An 18852-nucleotide genomic window follows, 5' to 3' on the forward strand; every position below is an offset into this window, starting at 1 on the left:
CGCCGGCGGTATTGCTCAGGCAGGCTCATCACCGCCGGCGCCTGAGGACCACCAACGGCGTCGAGAGGCTCAACCAGGAAGTCCGCAGGCGGGAGCGAGTCATCCGTATCTTCCCGAACGAGGACTCAGCACTGCGGCTGATCGGGGCAGTGCTCATTGAGATAGACGAGGCCTGGTCTACCGGTCACCGGTACTTCGATATGGAACAGTACTGGCGATGGAGAGCCGGCCCCACAGATGAAGATGCCGGCGCAATGAGCGACGCGGAGGACCATGCAGCCTGACTTCGACCGTCAGCTACCGGAGGGATTTTACACCGAAAACCGGACTTGATCGACCTCGGCGCGGTCTTTAGCTCTGTTCATCTGGCCCACCTTGCCCTCGAAATTCTTGATTGTCGTTGTCATGTTCGTCTCAAGAAGCATCGGCCCAACCATCCTCCAGGCTTCGAGAGCGTCGCCTGTCAATACCGAAGCCACTTCATCGGCGTTCTTGTTTGCCAAGTCCTCGGTGTACTTCTTACATATCCCTACAAGCTGTTTCTCCAGGGTGAAGCTGCGCCCACAACCGGATGTTGAGACAACGATAATCGCGAAACACGCCAACACACATATTCGTGCGATCCTTTTCATGTTCACGGAGTGATGCCTCCCTCTCATTAGTTAGGCCGCACCAGAAGGTGCGGCCCCGGCTCTTGCCTGAGCCTTGCTGAAGACCGTCAGCGCCCACACGGCCAGTTCGTCAAACCTGCTTTTCCACTCAGGATCCAGCACGACCGCAGGCTTGCCGGTCGCAATCGAGCTGTACACGAGCCCATCCCTGGCCTCGAACATCGCCGCCGGCTTCCCGTCCAGGACTTCCTCCATACTCCAGCCCGGTACTCCGTGGACGACCGCATAGCGGTTCAGCACGGGCACAGGGCAAATGCCTTCCTTTGTCGCCCAATCTATTGCCCTCCTCGCCGCTGCGCTGTGGGACCAATCAGGGTCTCCCACGATAACACAGCATCGGGTCGCTCTCAGGAGATCGTAGCCCCACTCTTCCATCTCCCGCGCATCCGCAGGCATATCTATTACTACCGGCCCAGGCGACAGTGCGCCCGAAGAGAAGAGCCTCGCTATCGCCGATTGAGTTAACCTCGCTTTGCCCACGGCCGGATCGTAACAGTACACCTTCAAATCTCCGACTTGCGCAGGATCGGGTAACCCGTCGCCGCTCTCGCGAAGAGCCCGGAGCAGTGACTCCTCCTTTTCCGGAATGAGAAGCCAGTCCCGCACCGCCTGCTTTTTGTCCAGGTCAACCAACGCCGCGGGGCCAGAGAGACTCAAAACCCAGGCCAGATTGGTGGCCACGAACGTCTTCCCGGCCGGCGCCGGCGACCACACCGGCAGTATTGGGTATCCCGGCTGGAAGGCCTTCAACGCCTCATCTCTTGGCCGGCAGCCTGACCTTTTCTCTCTAGAGCGCAGCGATTTCGCCGAAGATAGTCTTCGTTCACGGGAAGGGGCCCTCGCATCTTCCACGTCCTTTTGCGCCGCCGAGATGTCTTCGCCCGAGAGGGCCTTCCGCTGCGACTGCTCCCTGGCTTCATCGATCTTCTTTACCAGGGATTGCAGCAGGTTCCCGCCCTGAGGAGCCTGCACCCTCAGGCTCGCGGCGGCTTGTGGAAACCCAGCGGGATCCTTCAGTCGGAGGATAATGTCTTCTGCGTTTATTGGACTGAAGAGGAGATCATACACACCCATCGCAAGCAGATCGTACGGCAGACTCGTCGCTCGTTCCGGTTCCCCTACGAGGTAGACGACGCGGAGGCCATCCATCCTGGCGGCAAACACGAGGTCCTTCATATCCAGCGCCCCAACCAGTCCCGTGGCCAGCAGCAGCGTGTCTCCCCGGAATCGGAGGTATGACTCACGGACAGCTTCTCTGTAGTACACTTCTCCGATTACGCTGTCCGGCATCTTCGCTCGAACAAACGCATCCAGCTGTCTATCCCCGCTGCACAGTAGCAGTCTCACAGCCTTGATTCACCCCCGTTCGCTACTATCTCGATTGGGTCGACAGGCTTGCCCCTGCTCCTGATCTCGAAGTGCAGGTGTGGCCCAGTACTCGCCCCGGAATCCCCGGACAGGCAAATGACTTGCCCCCGTTCAACAGAATCTCCGGCCCCGACAAGGGCCGTCAGGTTGTGGCCGTAGAGACTAACTATCCCTCCGCCGTGGTCCACCGCAACGAGCAGCCCGTAGCCTCCCGCTCTTCCGGCGTACCGAACCACACCGTCGTTCGTACACCTGACCGGCGTACCCGGCTTTACGCCGAAATCAATGCCCGCATGAAACCGAGTCATCCTAAAGATAGGATGTGGGCGGTTCCCGAACGATGATGTCATAGGCGCGCTGACTGGCCAGACGAACTCGCCTTCCGCTGGGGGGAGAGCGCTCTCCCAATTGTTTCCCATGGCTTCGGTAATCCACATTTCCTCTTCGTCGACTAGCCACTCCATGCTCTCTTGGCCGCTTGTGAAGGCTTCGCCAGCCTTGTCGACCATCATCACAAGCTCGGGGGACGGCTCTTCGTCAAGGCGTTCCCTCAAAAGCGCCTCCAGTTTGCTCGTGTCCCCGCGGAAGTCCCAACCGTCTTGCACCTCGCGCATTGTGCGGACGCCCTCGTCTCGCTCTGTGACCCACCGGTACGAGTAGGTGTAGACACCTTTGTAGGTGTGGGCTCTGGCCAAGAGCCTTACGGGGGTCTCAGTCCGGACTACCTCTGTGGTTCCGTCGTCCTTCTCGATCCTTTTCTCATGGATGACCGTCGAGTCCCTATACTCAAAATCCGGCCTTAGCGCAAGGGCGCTTTCATTGCCATGAAACTCAATGTCTCCGCCTTCAATGGTGCCCGCCACATGATCGATGGCATATAGCAGCCCCCACGGGACCCTGTGCCGCTCCTCTTCCGCGTCAGGGGCAATCACTTCCGGAAAGTATTCCTGAGCGCTCTTCTCGTAGAGCGCTCTCTCGGGCAGGTTCTGGGCGTCAATAGGAGCGGCGCCGAATGTCCACGCCATGAAGAGACTGACTCCCAAGAAGCAAACAAGGGCTATTGCAAGGGGAACCGTCATAACGGGCAACACGGCGTTGGCGAGCCACTTTGCAGCGGCACGGAGGAGACGGCAGAGCGCGTATTGCGCGATCCTCCCGCTCCTGCCATAGGATCCTTGCTCCATCTGCGCCATCATGTCTTCCGACATACCGTTCCCCTCCCACATAAGAAAAGAAGGGGCGACAGGAAAACCCTCGCCGCCCGCCGCCGTTGCCTTGACGAATGTCGCGCCTCTATGCCGTGCTAGGCTCCACCTGCCCTGCCTTGTTCCACTTGATGGCCCTATCAATGCCGCCCTTAGCCACGTGAGCCCTCGCTCTGGCAGCCGCAAGACCGCCGCAAACAACCCGTGCCCCGCCGTAGACCGCCAGCGCACTACGGTAGACTACCTGTTCACTGATCTCCCCCACCTCGGAGGCCCGGCTGCCAAGTCCCATTCCTATCCCCACTACCGTCCCCGCCGCGTAGGTCCCTTTTAGGGTTCCCCGCCCAAGGACTCCGCCGACAACTTTGACCCAGCTCCCCTTCTTCGCCCCCGGCCCCTCCGTGACCACCATCCCATCTGGAGCTGCGCCCCGGACATGTACTACAGGCTCTCCCGCGCCTATAACTGCAGCAGGACTTGCCAACTTTCCGCTGGCAGCCCCAGACGCCAGCCGCCCCAGCGCTTCCCCGGCTTTACGCGCGTGCGAGAGCCACTTTTCAGAACCGCCCGCCGACGACACAGTTGACGCCGTTGTGGAGGCCCCCGAGGTCTTGGACAACATACTCCCGAGGGCTTGTCCAGCCGTATAACCTGCTCTTACAAGGGGATTGGCGTTTCCCCCCATGCCAGGGTAGCCAACAGGCACCGGCCCGCCGTCACCATCATCTTTAGGGCCTCCGGGTCTTATCGAGTTCTGCGCTATGCTCCGCATGTACGGACTGGCGGCGCGCTTGGCCCCCATCGAGGTGATTATTGTCCCAATGGTCACCATGCTCCCAATAGCGCCGGCGGCCATGCCTGCCACCTTTTCCTCCTTTACCCCGAGGATGTCGAGCCAGCCCGTGATCATTCGCTTCACAAGCGCTCCCAGCGGTAGTATGAAGAACAAGGCTGCAAGCTTTGCCCACCACTCCCGGAACATGCCTACGGCGTCCGCCTTCAACATGACGGCGTAGAAGCCGAAGACCAGCGCATGAGCCGCGGGAGTCAAGGCGTTGCTTGCCATCTCTGAGAGTAGCAGCAACATTGGCGTACGAGTGCCCTTAGATATCCAGCTCCACCCGGCGATGGGCGCGAGAAGCAGCATTATAGCGAGCATCCACTTCCTGAGAAGGTACAACATGTTGAACTGAAGCGTGATACCCGCAAATATGAGCTTTGCTATCCCGTCTATCAACGGGCTGCCGCTGTCAATGGCGCCCAGAAGGCCTTGCCCTGTCCAATAGATCGCATCAACTGTTGGTCTTCCGGATACCTTTGCTATCAGCCCCTCTATCGCGCTCACTAGGCCGGTGTTCAGCTCGAGGAGAAACCAGAGCAAGAACGGCCCGGAGCATACGAAGACTATGGCCGTCAAGGTATTCCAGGCCGACTCTTGCAGCGCAACCATCTTCCCAGGGTTTAGCGACCCCTTCAGCATCCGGAAGCCTCCAATGATGGTGATGATGCTGATCAGGGCAGGGATTGTGCCCAGAAGAAACATCCCCTTGTACATGGGCATCAGGATCTTGTCCCATTCCTGTTTTGAGAACGTGTTCCCTACTGGCGATTCTCCTCCGTATTTGTCGCGGCCAAAGACGAGTTGGTCCATCCGGCTTACACCTGGAAGGCTCAGGATCGCTGAAGCAGCCCCTTCTATGGGCATGGCCACGACTCGAGTGAACGTGTTGTTGCTGACCGTCTGCGGCCCAAACAGCGTCTCGTAGACCCTTGTCCAGAAACCCTTCCTTTCGCCGGCTCCTCCTTCGTCGCCAGAAGCAACTGCTGCTTGGGGCAACCCAGGCAGCAGCGCAGCTACAAGGATCAAGGCAAGCAGAGCTGCCCTGCGTCTATTCCGAAACACGGTTACCCACCTCCGAGAATATCGACCATTGTGATCCCTGTCTTGCGTCCGTTGAGTTCCTCCTTCGCAGCCCGGGTCGCCGCCGCGTTGCACATGTCGGCGATGTCGGCCGGCGCCTTCCCCTCCGTTCGTTGCGCGAGAACCTTGAAATCAATGTCGGCGCTGAGCGGCCTTTTCTTCCCGAGCAAGTACACTTTGAAGAGTTTCTCTCTCGCAGACTCGTCGGGAAGCCCCACCTCAAGGTGGCGGTCAAACCTGCCGGGCCTGACCAGGGCCTCGTCGAGCAGCTCGACCTTGTTAGTTGCCGCGATGACGAACACGCCCTCATTACTGTCGAAGCCGTCGAGTTCGGCCAGGAGGATATTCACGCTCAGGTCGCTCGGCCGATTCAAGTGCATGCCATCCCTCTTCCTGCCTATGGCGTCGAACTCGTCGAAGAACAGAATACTGGGCTTGTTCTGCCTCGCCCACTCGAACAGCTCCCGCAAGGCCTTTTCGCTTTCCCCGACAAGGGGAGCCATCAATTCGCTGGCCTTCACAGCTCTGAAGGCGCAGCCGAAATACTCAGCGGTCGCCCGCGCGAGCGATGTCTTCCCCGTTCCAGGGGGACCGTAGAGAATGATCCCCTTGGGTGGAACCACGTTGTATCGCTTACACATCTCCGGGTGCAACACCGGTAGCTCTAGGGCATCCTTTATGGCCTGAATCGCGTGATCTACCCCGACTAGGTCGTCAAATGCACGGGGATTCTTGACTCGCTGCTCCCACTCGGTTTTCTTCGCCCTTTTCGAGGTCGACGAAGACTGTGTTGCTGCTCTCAACCGTTGTTCCTTCCCCTGAGACTCCTGCTCCTGCAGGTATGCCTCATACCGACAATTAAACTCAGCCATCGCCTTGCCAATGTTGAGCCCGATGCGCTCAGTGAAATCCACCTTGTTCCAGAACATGTCACCCTTGAACACAACGAACAGCGCAACGACTCCCCAAATCAGGAGGTAGACCGAAAAGAGAGTCCAGTACACAGACGCACCCCATCGCGCTGTCAGTTGGGTGTGATATTGCAGGTCCAGAGCCAAGAGTGTCTCCAATCCAAACGCCATGAACGGCCCCGCGCTGGTATAGGTTCCGGCAAGGCTTATTACCCCCAAGGCAAAGGTTGCCACTGCACAGCCAACAGCAACTTGATTGTCCTTTAAGGGCCCCGTAACCAGATCGTTGAGCACAAGGAAGCGATGGATGATGTACGGGATTCCCGCCACCCTCATCAGCGTGAGGCATAGCAGCCAACGCCGCGCGTTGTCGACAGCGCGGCACTGCTTTCTGTATGCTTCCCATTCCGCAGTCATTTGGGGCACTGGCAGTCCTCATTTCTATACCTTACCAAATGCGCCCATACCTACGGGTGCTATGCCACGCCCTTCAGGAATTCCCACTCGAAGGGCGCTACCTCCGCCGTGAACGCCACAGCTTGCCTGCCGGCCCTGAGAAGCGCCTGGCCAACGCCGGCAGTCCTCAGGAAATCACGTTGTTTTGCGGACAGCCTGAACACCTCACTTACAGTATCGAGTTCTTTGGGGTTCTGTTGCATCAGGATCAGCGAATCGAGGTTGGTAATGACGGCGAGCCCCTGGTTTGACGAGGCAAACTCCATGAAGTTCTGGGTGGACACACAAAGGCTTGTTCCGTACTTCCTAGCTCTACGCGCCATGGTCTCGAGAAAGTCCGCCGTCTGCTTGTACTTCATCATCGTCCAAGCCTCGTCCACCACGACCCGTTTTCTCGCTTTTCTGTCAGCTTTCACGAATTCCTCCCAGATCCACCCGAGCACCACGTACATGGCGAATGGTCGCAAGAACCTCTCTTCGAGCTTCGACACATCGAACGCCACGAACGGCGCGTCCTTCAGATTGATGTCCGACTCGCCGTCAAAGAGGCCCATGCTCCCTCCGGCAAGGTAGGGCTTCAGAAGTAGCAAGAGGCGTTCAGCGACCTCGCCCTTGGTCTGAAGTCGCGAATAGAACGAGCTCAGAGTAGGCATCCGTTTCTTGACCTTGCGCGAAACGTACACGCCGTCTTTCAGCCCCGTCTCCTCGACGTAGAGGTTGCCTGGGTTGTCATCAATGCCTCGGGAGGCGTATTCTTCCGCTACGACCTCCTCGACTATCGCGATTTCCTCCGGCTTGATCTTCTCGCCGGCGCCTTCCACCATGACAGCCACGAGCCCCTTGAGATCGGCGATCTTGTCCAGGACATTAACGAACTGGCGCCCTTCCTGCTCGTCCGCCTCAATCTCGAAAGGGTTCAGGTAGACCTTGCCGCCGGGCACAAGCCTGATATACACGCCACCGGCCCCGCGGACTAGGCTGCCGTATTCTCCCTCGGGGTCGACAAACACCGTCCGAATTCCAAGTAGCGCTGACCTGGCCGACATCATCTTCACGAGGGTCGTCTTTCCCGCCCCTGACGTGGCTATCAGTGCCATGTGCGGGTTTGTGAGCAATGGAGGTCCCGCGAAGGCGTTGTAGAATACCGGGCCTCCGGTGGTTTCATTGATCCCCAGCAGGACCCCATTCTCGTGGGTAAGATCGGAGCCAAGGAAGGGCATCAAGGTAGTCGAGGCCCCCAGGTCCAGGTTCCGATAGACTCTGGTTAGCTGGATGTCTCCAATGGGAGACACGCTCCGCAACCCCTCCGGCTGCCTCAGGAAGGCCTGGCGTACATGGACCGCGCTGCCGGCCAGCACGGATTCGAGTAGCCTCGCCTTTTTCTCCAGTTGCTCGATGTTGTCGGCCGCTACCGTGAAGAGGATCGACACATACATCATCTTGTTCCGGTTCGTCTGAATATCCAGCCTCAACTGGTTGATGTCGGTGCCCTCCGCTGCCCGAAGCGGGATGAAGCGGTAATCGCCGTTCTTCTCGTCAAGCATGTTCTGTGCGTCCAACATCGCCAACTTGTTGCTGAGCTCTTCGACAACAGCCCGGTTCTCGCCGGGGACAATGTGGAAGGATATATCCACGTCACCCACGTTGTAAAGCCCGTCAAGCCAACCCACCATCACTTCCGACGGGAGCATGCTGACGGCATAGGAGCGGACGAATCGTCCCGAGCCTATCTGAATGTGCGACGGGGACACAAGGAACCCGTCGGGAGCGACCAGATCTCTCAAGTCGCGAGTCCCGCCGGCAAAAGTAAAGTCTCTGCTGTATTCCGCTCCCCGCTTGTTGCTAGCTCGCTTCCTCAAGTTCCCGAACATCTCTCAGGCTCACCCCCCTGACATACGGCTCAAGGTAGCCGTACTCGACGGCATCTTCTATCTTTGCGGTGTTGGCGCGCTCCTTATTGTAGAGAACGTAGAGGATCTCAACGATGTCTTCGCTGGATAGAACCCGGGTCCCGAGCCACCTTCTAAGAGTCGCCTCAATCAGTTCCTTTCGGCGCCAGAGCTCCTGTTGAGCTTCCTCAAAGCCACCAGGGCCGTCATAAGGTATCACCACATAGGTTCTGCGGGTCAGGACGTTCCGCCGCCTCATCCAGTCAGTGGAAAGATGGTTGACGAACCGTTCCCTATACTGCCGGAGATGAGGAGACTCTTGGTCTCTGGTCGCCCGCTTGAGGCCCTCGATCTGGGCGCTGAGGTCGAGCTTGCGGGTCTGCACACAGAACTGAATGGGGAAGGAAATGGACGCCAAACAACTCCTGAAAAGATCCTCGACCGTGTTCTGTTCTTCGGGGGTCAAGAGATAGAAGTTGAGAGTGCCGAGAACCTCCAGTATCAATCGGTACCGCCCGCCGGGGAGAATGAGGATGCCGTTCTGAATGTCCTCAATGCCCATGAATTCTTGGGCGGACGGCCCCCTTCTCTGTCGATGCCCCCTGGCCCCTCCGGCCTTCATTCGCTTCCGGACCTTCCCAAGGTAAAGGGCCGCGAAATACGTAAGCAATAGGCCCGCGGCCCCTATCCATATTCCCAATGCAGGCACCTCCCTAAAAAAGAAAGGCCCGCCAGGCCCACCTGGCGGGCCGGGTGGATTCTCTGCTACTTCTTCGTTCATGGCTTACCGTGGCTTGCCGAGGAAGATTTGGACTACGGTGTAGCCATCTTCGAACAATGGACCTTCGTTGTTCGAATAGCCCTTGACAATGCCGATGCCCAGGTGTGTGTACTCAGGATTCAAGATGTTTCCTCTGTGCCCCGGGCTGTTCATCAGGCTCTCGTGCGCCTCCTCAATGAAGCCGGGTTGGGCCTTGCTGCCTCCGGCGCAGTTTTCGCCTGATATGCCGAAGTCGTCATCTATCCCCTCTCGCCTCAGTATGGCCACATAGTTCATTCCTTTATCGCCGTAATGGTCTGCGAGCGTCTCGTCTGGAGGAATATGGCCGAAGTAGTTCCTCCTCACCATATCCTCACCCCTAAGGGTGGCGACACGCTCGGCTCCCCTGTGATACTGGAGCGGCTTAGCTCCGACTTTGGCTCTCTCAGCGTTCACCAGTTCCAGCATACGCAAGCGGGCCTCTTCCTTGACGGCCTCCGTGAGTTCAATCCGCTGTTGAGCAACGGATTGCTGGGGCGTTTGCGTCTGGACTGCCGACGGTTGCGGGTTTGCCGGACCCGGCCCGACTATCTCTCCGAACAAGGAGTCTATCGCCTTCTGAACGGCGGGAATGACGGCCTCCTTGCACCAGGGAATGACGGTCTTCTCGCACCACGGTAAGAGTGACTTCTCGCGCCATTCCGCTAGAGACGAGAAGCCCTTCTCGGCAATGCTGGACACATCGTCGCCACTTACGCGCGACCCACACAGCAGCACGGCGATAACCATGCCTATGAACAAACCCTTCCTCACCGCTTCACCCCTTTTACTTGGTCAGACCGAACCACATCTTGACCTCGGCGGTCCCCCACTCGTGAAGAGTTGCGCTGCGCTTATTCGTCTCGGTTTCGGTGGTTGTTCTCTCCTCGGGTATGCCCCACATGTTGACGAGGCTTACCATTCCCGCAGAACCAGCGTACATGAGAGCGGCTCCTGTCACGCCGGCGCCGGCAATTTTGAGAGCGGCTTTGGATCCTTCAGATGCAATAACGTTGCGAAGGGCCAGGGCCTTGCTTGCAAAGGGCACCGTTGCATCGTTCAGGCCTATCGCCGCCACCACGTCCTTGGCGGTTGACGATAGGATGGCTGTGGACAAATGCGTACCGTGCAACACGCTCATCGCAGAGGCTCCAGCGCCGGCTGCGGCAACAAGACATGTGCCCAGTAGAGCATGTTGGTACCGCCCATACGGGCGCAGCGGGCGCTGCTTCACTACCTCCGCCTTGTGTTTCAATACCCTGTAGGCCTTGTAGCCGGTCACAATCAGCCACCCCAACCCCAGAGTAACGGCCACTGGAGCAAAACCGAAGGACGTACCCGCGGCAATTGCGGCCGCCGCCAGACGTACTCCCGCCGCCGCGGCTCCCGCAAGCACTACTCCTATAGCCGGTTGCACAACGCGATTCAAGAATTGTCTTTCTCTTGCAGTATACTTTTCGTAAATGCCTCGTTCCTTCCAGAACTCGTATCGGGCCGCAGGGTCCCGGAGGTTAGCCTCCCCCGAAACCGTGGCGTCCCATGTCGCGTCGACCACATCGGCGAATCCCCTGATGAATAGCTGGGTCGTGTTTATCGCCCTGTTCAGCAGGCTAACCGTCTGCCCAGATTCCCTCGTTGATTGCTCAAGCGAAGAAGGGGCAAGACAATCCCCAACGATGCGGGTTGTCTTGGTTACCGTTTCAACATAGACAGATTCGGGGCCGATAACGTAATACGGGACTGTCAGTCTTCTCCCATCTTCGAGCCTGTGTTCCGTTATTATTGTCTTTGCCGACCCTTCCGCTGGCTGAGCGACGATGACTACCAGCAGGGCGACCACAACGACGAGCGCCGTGCCTTTCACCGGTGCCACCCCCTTCCGATTTCTATGAATTGACGAAGCCCCCCTGGTAATCCAGGGGGGCTTCTCTAGCAGCCGTATGGGTATTCTTTTGGGGACATCTTGTGTCTCAACCAGAGCAGAAGGTAGTAGTCGAGATCCAGGTCGTGCTTTGAGAGCCTCACTAGGCCCAGGGCACAGCCTGTGGCCAGACAGATCAACCCCACGGGATACGCGACTTCGCCTACTCGAGGCACCAAGGCTTGCACCGCCGCAATACCGCTGAACAGCCCGAGACCAATGTGAGCTGCCTGCCGAAGGGACACCTTGCCTCCTATGATCTTGGGCTCCTCGGTGAGAACAATCGGGACCTTGTACACCCTCACAAGCCCACCACCAGGCCCCGGAGCCAAGTTGCGATCACGTACGCGCCAAACGTGATGAAGGCCCCGATGAGAGCGAACTTCAGTCCCTCCATCCCTTCCATCCGGGTCCTGGGGCTCGGAGAGGCGAGCCTCCAGCCGTTCAAAGCCAATGACCCCACAACCCAGATGCCGCCGGCCGCCATGAGGAAGTTCAACACCTTCTGAGCAAGGGTGATGATCTTCTGGAACCCTTTCTTGTCCGCCGGCAGGCCCGGATCCCCGGTCTCCGGGTCCGGCTCCAGGTCCTCGGCGAATGCAATACCCACTATCCCGACAAGTGTCGCAAGAACCAGAACCACCAGTATGGCCCGCTTAAAACCGAATTTCCACATTATCTCATTTCCCCTCCTTGTTTCAGGCTTCGTGTCGTAACCGCCGCATCGCTTTCCCCAGACAGCCTGTGTTACCAATTCACCCGCCTCGGCTCCGGTAAGTGGCCCTGTTTTCTGCGATGCCGTAGGCCCATTCAAACGCTACGGGTTTCCTATGCATCCACTCTGTCTCGCGAGGCCTTTCGAGCATGACCAGCAGATACTCATCTGCGGCGGCCAGCTGTACAAGACGGTGCCGTTCCGCGAGATCGGCGACATCAATGACGAGGCAGTAACGCCTGGACAGATATGGTCTCAGCCCCCTTCCCGCTTGCTGGATGTACAGACTCTGGGATTTCATCGGCCTTGCCAACACTATACAGTCAGTCAATGGAAGGCTGGTCAAAGCCTTCCGTTAAGACCCCGCAATTCGCGACGACTTGAATCGTCCCGGATTTCAGACCTTGAAGGATAGTCCGGCGTTTTGCGCGCCCCATCAACGAAGGCGCTCGGCACGCCCTCCGCCACGCACGAACAACGCTCTCCGTCCGCAACTCGGTCACCAAAGGCCAGCGAGGGCAGAGACTGAGGCGACGGCCAGAAACGGGAAGAACGGGGTGACTTCCCGGCGCGCCTCGAGACCGTTTTTCAGCACAACCAGCAGGCCCCAGAGACCTAGCCCTATGACGGCTGCGAAAAACATGTCGAGCCAATCGGATCCAAGCCAGATCCCGAGCATGCCCAATGCCTTTGCGTCACCCATGCCAAAACTCCAGTCTCCATACAATGAGTCGCCAATCAACACCAGCGCGACCCCGACGAGGAGCCCCAATAGACCCCATAGCAGCACGGGCAGTATCCCGGCCTTTAGAGATCGCACCACCAACCCCGAAAGGAGCCCGAGCAGTACAAACCCGTCGGGTATCTCAAACGCGATGAGGTCTGCCGTCGAGCAACCGGAAAGACAAAACAGCAGAGGGATGTACTCCATACTCAATCCGTTGCGACAGAGAATGAACGCGCATAACATCGAAATGCAGGCGCCAAGGCATGTCCGGTGAACTTTGGCCTCGTCTCTTTTCAGGCGCCATCCGCATGCAAATCCCGCTAGGGCCGACACATACAAAGCGAAGGATGTTAGGAGCATCGATGAATTCCCCCTTGCCCGCTGTCTCTTGAGTAAGGCGCCCGGTGCTTGGCCGGTACGCCCGTACCGTCCGAGCGAGATGAATTAGTCGACTCTTGCCCCGAGCACTTCTCTGAGAAACTTCGACCCTGCGGGGAACAGAGACATCACAAGAATGACTACCGTGGGGACGGCGATGGTTAGGGCACCGGTGAGGATCATCTCTCTTATTGAAAGGGGTCTCGTAAGAAGCTCCAGCAAGATGGCATCCCTCCTTTCTTCAGACGGCCAACCTCTGAACCACGGCAGAGGAGATGCGTTTCTTCCATCTTGCGATTTCGGGATGTTGTAATCGTGACTCACCCGTGTGCGCCTTGCGCGAGTCTCTATCCCGACGTTACACCGGGTTTGTTTGTCGCGGCGAGCATCGCCTCTAGTTCATTCGCCAGCCCGGAGTGTGGCATGTACCGGGCCATCGTATCTGCGACACTTGGGCCATGCGACACCTTCGCACCTCCCCAACAGACACACAAGGCGCAGAGAGCATCTGCGCCTTGTCTTCCGTCAATGCCTACTTCCCTTTTCGCGCGACGGTCTTCCGCCCTGGAGCAACACGGAGGTGCCGTTGCGCAGACACACTCACCGTCCAGCCTGCTTCCCGAAGCTTTCTGAGCGTTTCAGCCGGAGTATTCCTTCCCGCTTGGATCGCCCGGTGAATCTGCGCGCAAGCCGCGGCCGGCTCGCTAATCTGAATGCCGTCCGGCCAAGAGGCCGCGCAGTATACGCTTTCGTCGAGAGGCTTGGGGAATTTCCTGGGCGCATCTACCCCTTTTCGCAGAAGGTCCGCGATCTCGTCCGCGGCGGCTCTGTCGATGAAGTGTGGGAGCCACGGCCGCGTGATCAGCCCTTGCCCCATTCCCAGGATCTCCTGGTCTTGACAGCCAAGCTCTTCAGCAAGTGCTCCGACAACCGCCTCGATCCCTCCGGGCGCCAGGGAGACGAGGCACCTGTCCCGCTCCGGTGCGCCCTCGATGGGTAAAAGGCCGGGGAGCACTAACCAGACCGGGTGCCTCGGTCGTCTCAGGCCATAAAGTCCCGGCGGAAGTAAGAACCTCTCGCCCCGCGCGTCGTCTGCCTCGGCAATATAGTTGGCGACCATTGCCCACACGGAATAAGAACTGCGCATGTATTCGTCAGCAGGGATCAGGCGCTCGCCCATCGCTACGACACCGGCGACATCCCCGGGGAGATAGTCGAGAATCGTCTCAATAGTGCTTTGCAGACTTCGCCGGGCCCGCGCGAAGAGCGCGGCGTCCGGGCGGAGCCTTATGGGAAAGCACACCGGAAGGAGCGTTAGGCCGCCCTCTGCGCCTTTTCCTCCGCGAGCATCTCGAGTAGTTTCTCCTTCAGCCACGTCCAGGCTTCACCTCCAGATTCTTTGACCCTGACAACGGAATCCAAGAGACTCTTGACTCGCGGGAGGTCCGAAGGTGGGAGGCGAACTGCCCCTTCTACACCTGTCTTGGCATCCGCGGCCTTCTCTCTCTTGATTGCATCGCCCAATTCTCTCGTTGACCACCCGTTGGTTACGGCCTTGTCGATCCAATCGGCTGGAGCGTCGGTCTTTGCAGCCAGCCTATGATGATACCAGCTCAAATCCTTTGCGCGAAGATGCTCCTCGGGAAACGCCTCGAAGGTCTTGGCGATCTCGCGAACCTGGGCGGAGGAACACCCGAGAGCCGAAGCGATGGACGCGCTTTTGAGCCTCCTCACCCGGAGGAGGTACGCCAGGAGGCGGCCCATCTCCCACCGCGAGTCATCTTGATCCTCCATCTCGGTGGCTACCCGCTGATAGATCTCTTCCAAGGACAAGGGAACAAGATCCCGATAATACTGAGGCGGCTCGAAAGGAGCATCCGATAGCGCCAATCCGATGCGAACGCAGACTTCCTCGGTGGTGAGCCCCTCACGTCTGGCCACTATGGCAACCAGAAGACCGATAGAAAGTCTGCCATCGTGCTTTGCTCTGTGGCACTTGCCGCACAATTGGATCTGGTTCTCCCTAATGTCCGCTCCACCGAGGCTCCTGGCCCGGATATGGTCGGGGTCGCCTTGAGCTGGCGAACCGCACAGCTCACAGTATGCTTTCCTGCATTCCTGGATTGTCTTCGGGCTGCGAATCATCACCGGTTTCTCCAGCATGCGATCCTGTCGACCTCCTTTTCCTCCGCCTTCTGCGCTCGCCCTTGGAGTCAGGTTGTCCCTCCCCCAATTCGTCGAGGGTCGAGACTTCGTACATCTTCAGCGACGCCCGATCAAGGTAGAGACGTATTACCCCTCCTGAAGGTGAGTGTCTCGCCTTCACCACCCTTATCCTATGGGTACTGGCCTGGCTCTGATCGCTTTCTTCCTCGATGAATAGGGCGACATCGGCCTCCCGAAGCATGCCTCTCGAGCCCGCCAGGCGATCTGGCTCGGCGAGCTGGGCAAGCACGATGACGAACATGGAGAGTTCCTGCGCCAGACTCTTCAGTCTCTTGCACGCACGCAGAAGCAATTCCCATGACTCTTCTTCGGGATGCTCGATATCCAGTCGCTGAATGTAATCAACCACGAGGGCCTTCACACCGACGAGGGCCGCATACTCTCTGGCAAGGGCCTCCATTTCGCCGTGGGAAAGCCAGGGCATCGCGTCAGAGATGTAGAGCGCATTCCCGACGTTGCGCGTGTTTCGGACATGTTCGACCTTCTTCATATCCGAGTCGGTCGCGGTTCCGGTTCTCAGGGCGAGCAGGTTCGCATCTCCCAGCATCGCGTACAGCCTAATGGCCAGCTCCTCCCACGACATCTCTGTATTGATGTAGAGAGTCGGGGTGCCCTGGACGACCCCGAGATGCGACGCGATGTTGAGTGCTGTGGCCGTCTTGCCCTTGCCCGTCTCGGCGGCCAGAAGAATGAGATGTCCTGGCTCCGCCGACACGGCGCGAGTCAACCTCTCGAGACCGAGGTCGAGGATCATTGGACCCCCGCCGTGGCGCGCGTTGATCGCCTTGAACGCGCCCTCTAACCACTCCTCGGGGGACTTTACCGGACTGGCGTCGCCAGGCACAATGATCTTTGCCGCGGACTGAACGAATCTCTCGAGGAATTTTTCCGGCTGAATCCGCGGATTGCGCTGGAGCGCTCGTAAGGCGCTCTCGCAAAGGCGCCTCGCTTCTCGCAAGCCGGACTCTGCCTTGACCTTGCGATACAGGTCGCCCAAGTCCTCGAACTGGGGAACATCGACGGCCGGCTCAAACTCCTCGGGAAGCTTCCCCGTGGCGTTCAGTGTTTTCCAGATGGCCCGGTTCCGCTCATCAGAGAAATCCTTCGCCTGGAGGCGGTATCGCAGGAAGGCCAAAGCCGCCGCGCTTGATGCGGCGGCGGTCAACAGGGCCTTCTCCGCGTTCAGGTTTTCAGCCTGCGTCAAGCAGCTCATCTCCTCCTCTCCGCGAAGCGGTATACATCGTTGATCCAACGATTCTGACTCCCTTGGGAACGCCTCCGTAGTGCGCGATGAGTCTACCATCGGGGCCCAGTTCAAAGAGGTCGTCGAGATTGGGGTCCTTCCCTGTGGTTCGCCCCCCTTGGGTTTTGGGCCCACGCATTGATGGCCGGTGATTCCACTTGCACCGCGCGAAGAAGGCGCGACGTAGTTCCGCGTTGGACCATGGGGAAACGTTTAGACGCTTTCTGCCGACGGCTTCGAATTCGAGGTCCTCAATGGCACGGAGCACCGTGTCATATCCGTACTCCTTCACTGCCCTCCCAACCAACGGGTAGTTCCCCTGGAGCTTGTCAACTCCCTCAATGGCGTGGAGTCTTTCTGTCAGAGCCACAATGAGGTCTCTTGCTGTCGGTGGTTTTGATGGAGCGCCTTGCGCGGTTTCTCTTACTTGTTCTTGATCCACTTGTTTCCTATCCACTTCACGGAACCCCGTGGTACCTCTCCCCCGGCTACACGGGCTTCCGGCCCACTGGTCACGCGGGGTACCACCGCCGGATGCATGGGGTTCCACCCCCGGTACATTTTGAACCCCCCCGGGTACGTTTTGAACCTGCCCCCCGGTACATGTTGAACCAGGGACACATCCAGGGAGTCTGCTTGCGCAGCCAGCTTCCGATTGCGGTTCAGCGGCATCGCCCGTCATGACTCTCTCCAACGCAGTAAAGAGTCCAGTAAGATCGTAGGCATTGGTCGCTCGGCCGCCGCCATCGGTGTATCGCTCGTCCACAGTCAATAGACCTTTCTTAACGAGGCTGTCCGTGTAGGTTCGCAGAGTCTTGCGGCTGATGCCCGTCAACTCACTCAACCGTTCCATCGAGGGATGAGGATCTTGATCCGACGTCCACCGATAGGAAAGCAGGTGGCAGACAAGGGCGATCTCTTGCAGTGTGAGGCCCAGCCTCCGTTGGTGGCGAAACAGAGCCATTGGTACCGGAGTGATGCCTTGTTGCACTACCGTCCGTCCGTAAAGCCCGTAGAGCCGACTCTTGATGGCGCAGTCAAGTTCAGGGGTCGTCATGCCGTCCCTCCTATGAATGTGAAACACAAATGACCGGAAGTATACCGGTCATTTGAAAGAGGCTGCGTTTCCAGTTACTGGGGCGTCCCGGCGACGCGACGACCCAGGCCCCTTCGTTTTGGTGGACTATTCGGGGGGATACCGAGTAGCCGGTCTAGTCGCCTCTCCATCGGGGTTTCAATACTTGCCGCTCCATCGAGGTGGTCTGTCTTCAGCCGGTACGCGCGTACCAGATTCCTCTTCTATCTTGGCCGATACGTGGTTCAGGCTACTGTCGCGCCCCGCACCCGCACAATTCCGGTGCATCTCAGGAGCCGTCTATGTAGGTCCTCGGATATTGGCGTCAGGAGTAGACCCCTCTCCTTGGCCAGCGCAACCAGAGTCGCCACAGCGCCACGGATGGACACCACATCTCCTCGTTGTATGAGCCGGATGCCTTCCGTCTCCCACTTCACACCCATACGGTTGATTCGAGTCCGGTCAACCGCGGTCCATCGCGAGCCTTCCTCGCTTTGCAGGAGGACCTCGTTCCGCCTCCAGTTGGTCGCCCGCACAATGCCCCGCACCGCCCTTGCCTTCGGGCGCTCGTCGGAGACTATCTGCACAAGGGTCTCCGTAGTTCCGAGGCACCCTCGCGGGCCTTCCCTGAGAGCAAACAGAGCGCTGCCAGACCCCGCCATAGCTTGGCAGATGTCGGATGCGCGGCTACGGAACATCCTCAGGAAGGTCTGCACAGCGTCCGCGGTGTTTCCATGGAACACGTTGGGCTCCATTTCATCAAATGAAGTCTCAATAACGTCTTGGCAGATCCCCCGAACCCGGGGGTCCTCTATCCTCAGTAGGGGGGCGGCTCCACCTGTTTTCCTGGCTCTGGAGGCCATCGCGAGCCCTTTGACGATATCGGCCCGCGAACTCAAAACCAGCCGGCGCGCTTTCTTCGGAGCCGGACCGGCAAATGTGAGACCGCGTATCTCTTCCACCTCGGGCGTGTCCTTCGTCAGCACGCGGCCATAATACCTCGCGATTTCGCCCTGGCCGCGGCGCAGCCATCCGCTCTTCAGGTTCGCAAGACCGCAGACATTCCGCACGTCCTCGGGTTCCATTGTGTATAGTTCGACCAGAGACGCAGCGCTCGTCCCGGAGTTTTCTCTGGAGGCCCCATACCTCTCGACAACGTGCATGCTGTTGCCCAGTTCGGGAATCCACAGATGGTGTCCGCGCCGACCCCTTCCCGGCCCGTCCCTGTCGGGCCACTTCAGTGACTCAAGAGCCCGCTGCCAAGCCCGGATCTCACCCTTTTCCCTCGCAGTCAACGAGGGCGAAGCCGCCCTCAAGGCATCTCTTATCTTCGCCCCCGGGTTGTAG

20 protein-coding genes are annotated in these 18852 nt (G+C 58.8%); 1 reads left to right on the forward strand and 19 read right to left on the reverse strand.

From position 1 onward, the window contains the following. A partial coding sequence (locus NUW23_08700) for a transposase (GenBank protein MCR4426249.1) occupies positions 1–284 on the forward strand: 284 nt, incomplete at its 5' end. Between the two features lie 27 nt (positions 285–311). Here the strand turns inward: NUW23_08700 and NUW23_08705 are convergent. From NUW23_08705 to NUW23_08795, 19 genes are all read right to left on the reverse strand, one after another. Further along, positions 312–638, reverse strand: a complete 327-nt coding sequence (locus NUW23_08705; GenBank protein ID MCR4426250.1) for a hypothetical protein — start codon at positions 636–638, stop codon at positions 312–314. Positions 639–662: 24 nt separating this feature from the next. Continuing rightward, positions 663–2018, reverse strand: coding sequence for a hypothetical protein (locus tag NUW23_08710; protein ID MCR4426251.1), 1356 nt, complete (start codon positions 2016–2018; stop codon positions 663–665). Then, a complete protein-coding gene (locus NUW23_08715) occupies positions 2015–3247 on the reverse strand; it encodes a M23 family metallopeptidase (GenBank protein MCR4426252.1) in 1233 nt (410 codons plus the stop codon). The genes NUW23_08710 and NUW23_08715 overlap by 4 nt, the downstream gene beginning before the upstream one ends. 85 nt (positions 3248–3332) lie before the next feature. Continuing rightward, positions 3333–5147 (reverse strand): hypothetical protein, encoded by a 1815-nt coding sequence (locus NUW23_08720; protein ID MCR4426253.1) that lies wholly within the window; start codon positions 5145–5147, stop codon positions 3333–3335. A 2-nt stretch (positions 5148–5149) separates the two neighbouring features. After that, positions 5150–6493, reverse strand: a complete 1344-nt coding sequence (locus tag NUW23_08725) for an AAA family ATPase (protein ID MCR4426254.1) — start codon at positions 6491–6493, stop codon at positions 5150–5152. Positions 6494–6552: 59 nt separating this feature from the next. Next, positions 6553–8403 carry an ATP-binding protein gene (locus NUW23_08730; protein MCR4426255.1) on the reverse strand — a complete coding sequence of 617 codons (1851 nt, stop codon included), beginning with the start codon at positions 8401–8403 and terminating at the stop codon, positions 6553–6555. After that, positions 8375–9121: a hypothetical protein gene (locus NUW23_08735; GenBank protein ID MCR4426256.1), complete on the reverse strand. Its 747-nt coding sequence runs from the start codon at positions 9119–9121 to the stop codon at positions 8375–8377. The genes NUW23_08730 and NUW23_08735 overlap by 29 nt, the downstream gene beginning before the upstream one ends. 84 nt (positions 9122–9205) lie before the next feature. Further along, positions 9206–9994 carry a CAP domain-containing protein gene (locus NUW23_08740; GenBank protein ID MCR4426257.1) on the reverse strand — a complete coding sequence of 263 codons (789 nt, stop codon included), beginning with the start codon at positions 9992–9994 and terminating at the stop codon, positions 9206–9208. A gap of 13 nt (positions 9995–10007) precedes the next feature. Then, positions 10008–11084 (reverse strand): hypothetical protein, encoded by a 1077-nt coding sequence (locus NUW23_08745; protein ID MCR4426258.1) that lies wholly within the window; start codon positions 11082–11084, stop codon positions 10008–10010. Positions 11085–11149: 65 nt separating this feature from the next. Next, on the reverse strand, positions 11150–11446 hold the full coding sequence (locus NUW23_08750) for a PrgI family protein (GenBank protein ID MCR4426259.1): 297 nt from the start codon (positions 11444–11446) through the stop codon (positions 11150–11152). Continuing rightward, positions 11443–11817 carry a hypothetical protein gene (locus NUW23_08755; GenBank protein ID MCR4426260.1) on the reverse strand — a complete coding sequence of 125 codons (375 nt, stop codon included), beginning with the start codon at positions 11815–11817 and terminating at the stop codon, positions 11443–11445. The genes NUW23_08750 and NUW23_08755 overlap by 4 nt, the downstream gene beginning before the upstream one ends. A gap of 79 nt (positions 11818–11896) precedes the next feature. After that, positions 11897–12202 (reverse strand): hypothetical protein, encoded by a 306-nt coding sequence (locus NUW23_08760; GenBank protein ID MCR4426261.1) that lies wholly within the window; start codon positions 12200–12202, stop codon positions 11897–11899. 153 nt (positions 12203–12355) lie between these two features. Further along, positions 12356–12943: a prepilin peptidase gene (locus NUW23_08765; GenBank protein MCR4426262.1), complete on the reverse strand. Its 588-nt coding sequence runs from the start codon at positions 12941–12943 to the stop codon at positions 12356–12358. An 84-nt stretch (positions 12944–13027) separates the two neighbouring features. Next, a complete protein-coding gene (locus tag NUW23_08770; protein MCR4426263.1) occupies positions 13028–13183 on the reverse strand; it encodes a hypothetical protein in 156 nt (51 codons plus the stop codon). 310 nt (positions 13184–13493) lie between these two features. Continuing rightward, positions 13494–14336: a hypothetical protein gene (locus tag NUW23_08775; protein ID MCR4426264.1), complete on the reverse strand. Its 843-nt coding sequence runs from the start codon at positions 14334–14336 to the stop codon at positions 13494–13496. After that, on the reverse strand, positions 14276–15106 hold the full coding sequence (locus tag NUW23_08780) for an HNH endonuclease (GenBank protein MCR4426265.1): 831 nt from the start codon (positions 15104–15106) through the stop codon (positions 14276–14278). Before NUW23_08780 ends, NUW23_08775 begins: the two co-directional genes overlap by 61 nt. After that, positions 15057–16400: a DnaB-like helicase C-terminal domain-containing protein gene (locus NUW23_08785; protein MCR4426266.1), complete on the reverse strand. Its 1344-nt coding sequence runs from the start codon at positions 16398–16400 to the stop codon at positions 15057–15059. The genes NUW23_08780 and NUW23_08785 overlap by 50 nt, the downstream gene beginning before the upstream one ends. Continuing rightward, a complete protein-coding gene (locus NUW23_08790) occupies positions 16378–16800 on the reverse strand; it encodes a hypothetical protein (GenBank protein ID MCR4426267.1) in 423 nt (140 codons plus the stop codon). Before NUW23_08790 ends, NUW23_08785 begins: the two co-directional genes overlap by 23 nt. 950 nt (positions 16801–17750) lie before the next feature. After that, a partial coding sequence (locus NUW23_08795; protein MCR4426268.1) for a hypothetical protein occupies positions 17751–18852 on the reverse strand: 1102 nt, incomplete at its 5' end.

This window comes from Bacillota bacterium (assembly GCA_024655925.1).
Lineage (GTDB): Bacteria > Bacillota > DTU025 > DTU025 > JANLFS01 > JANLFS01.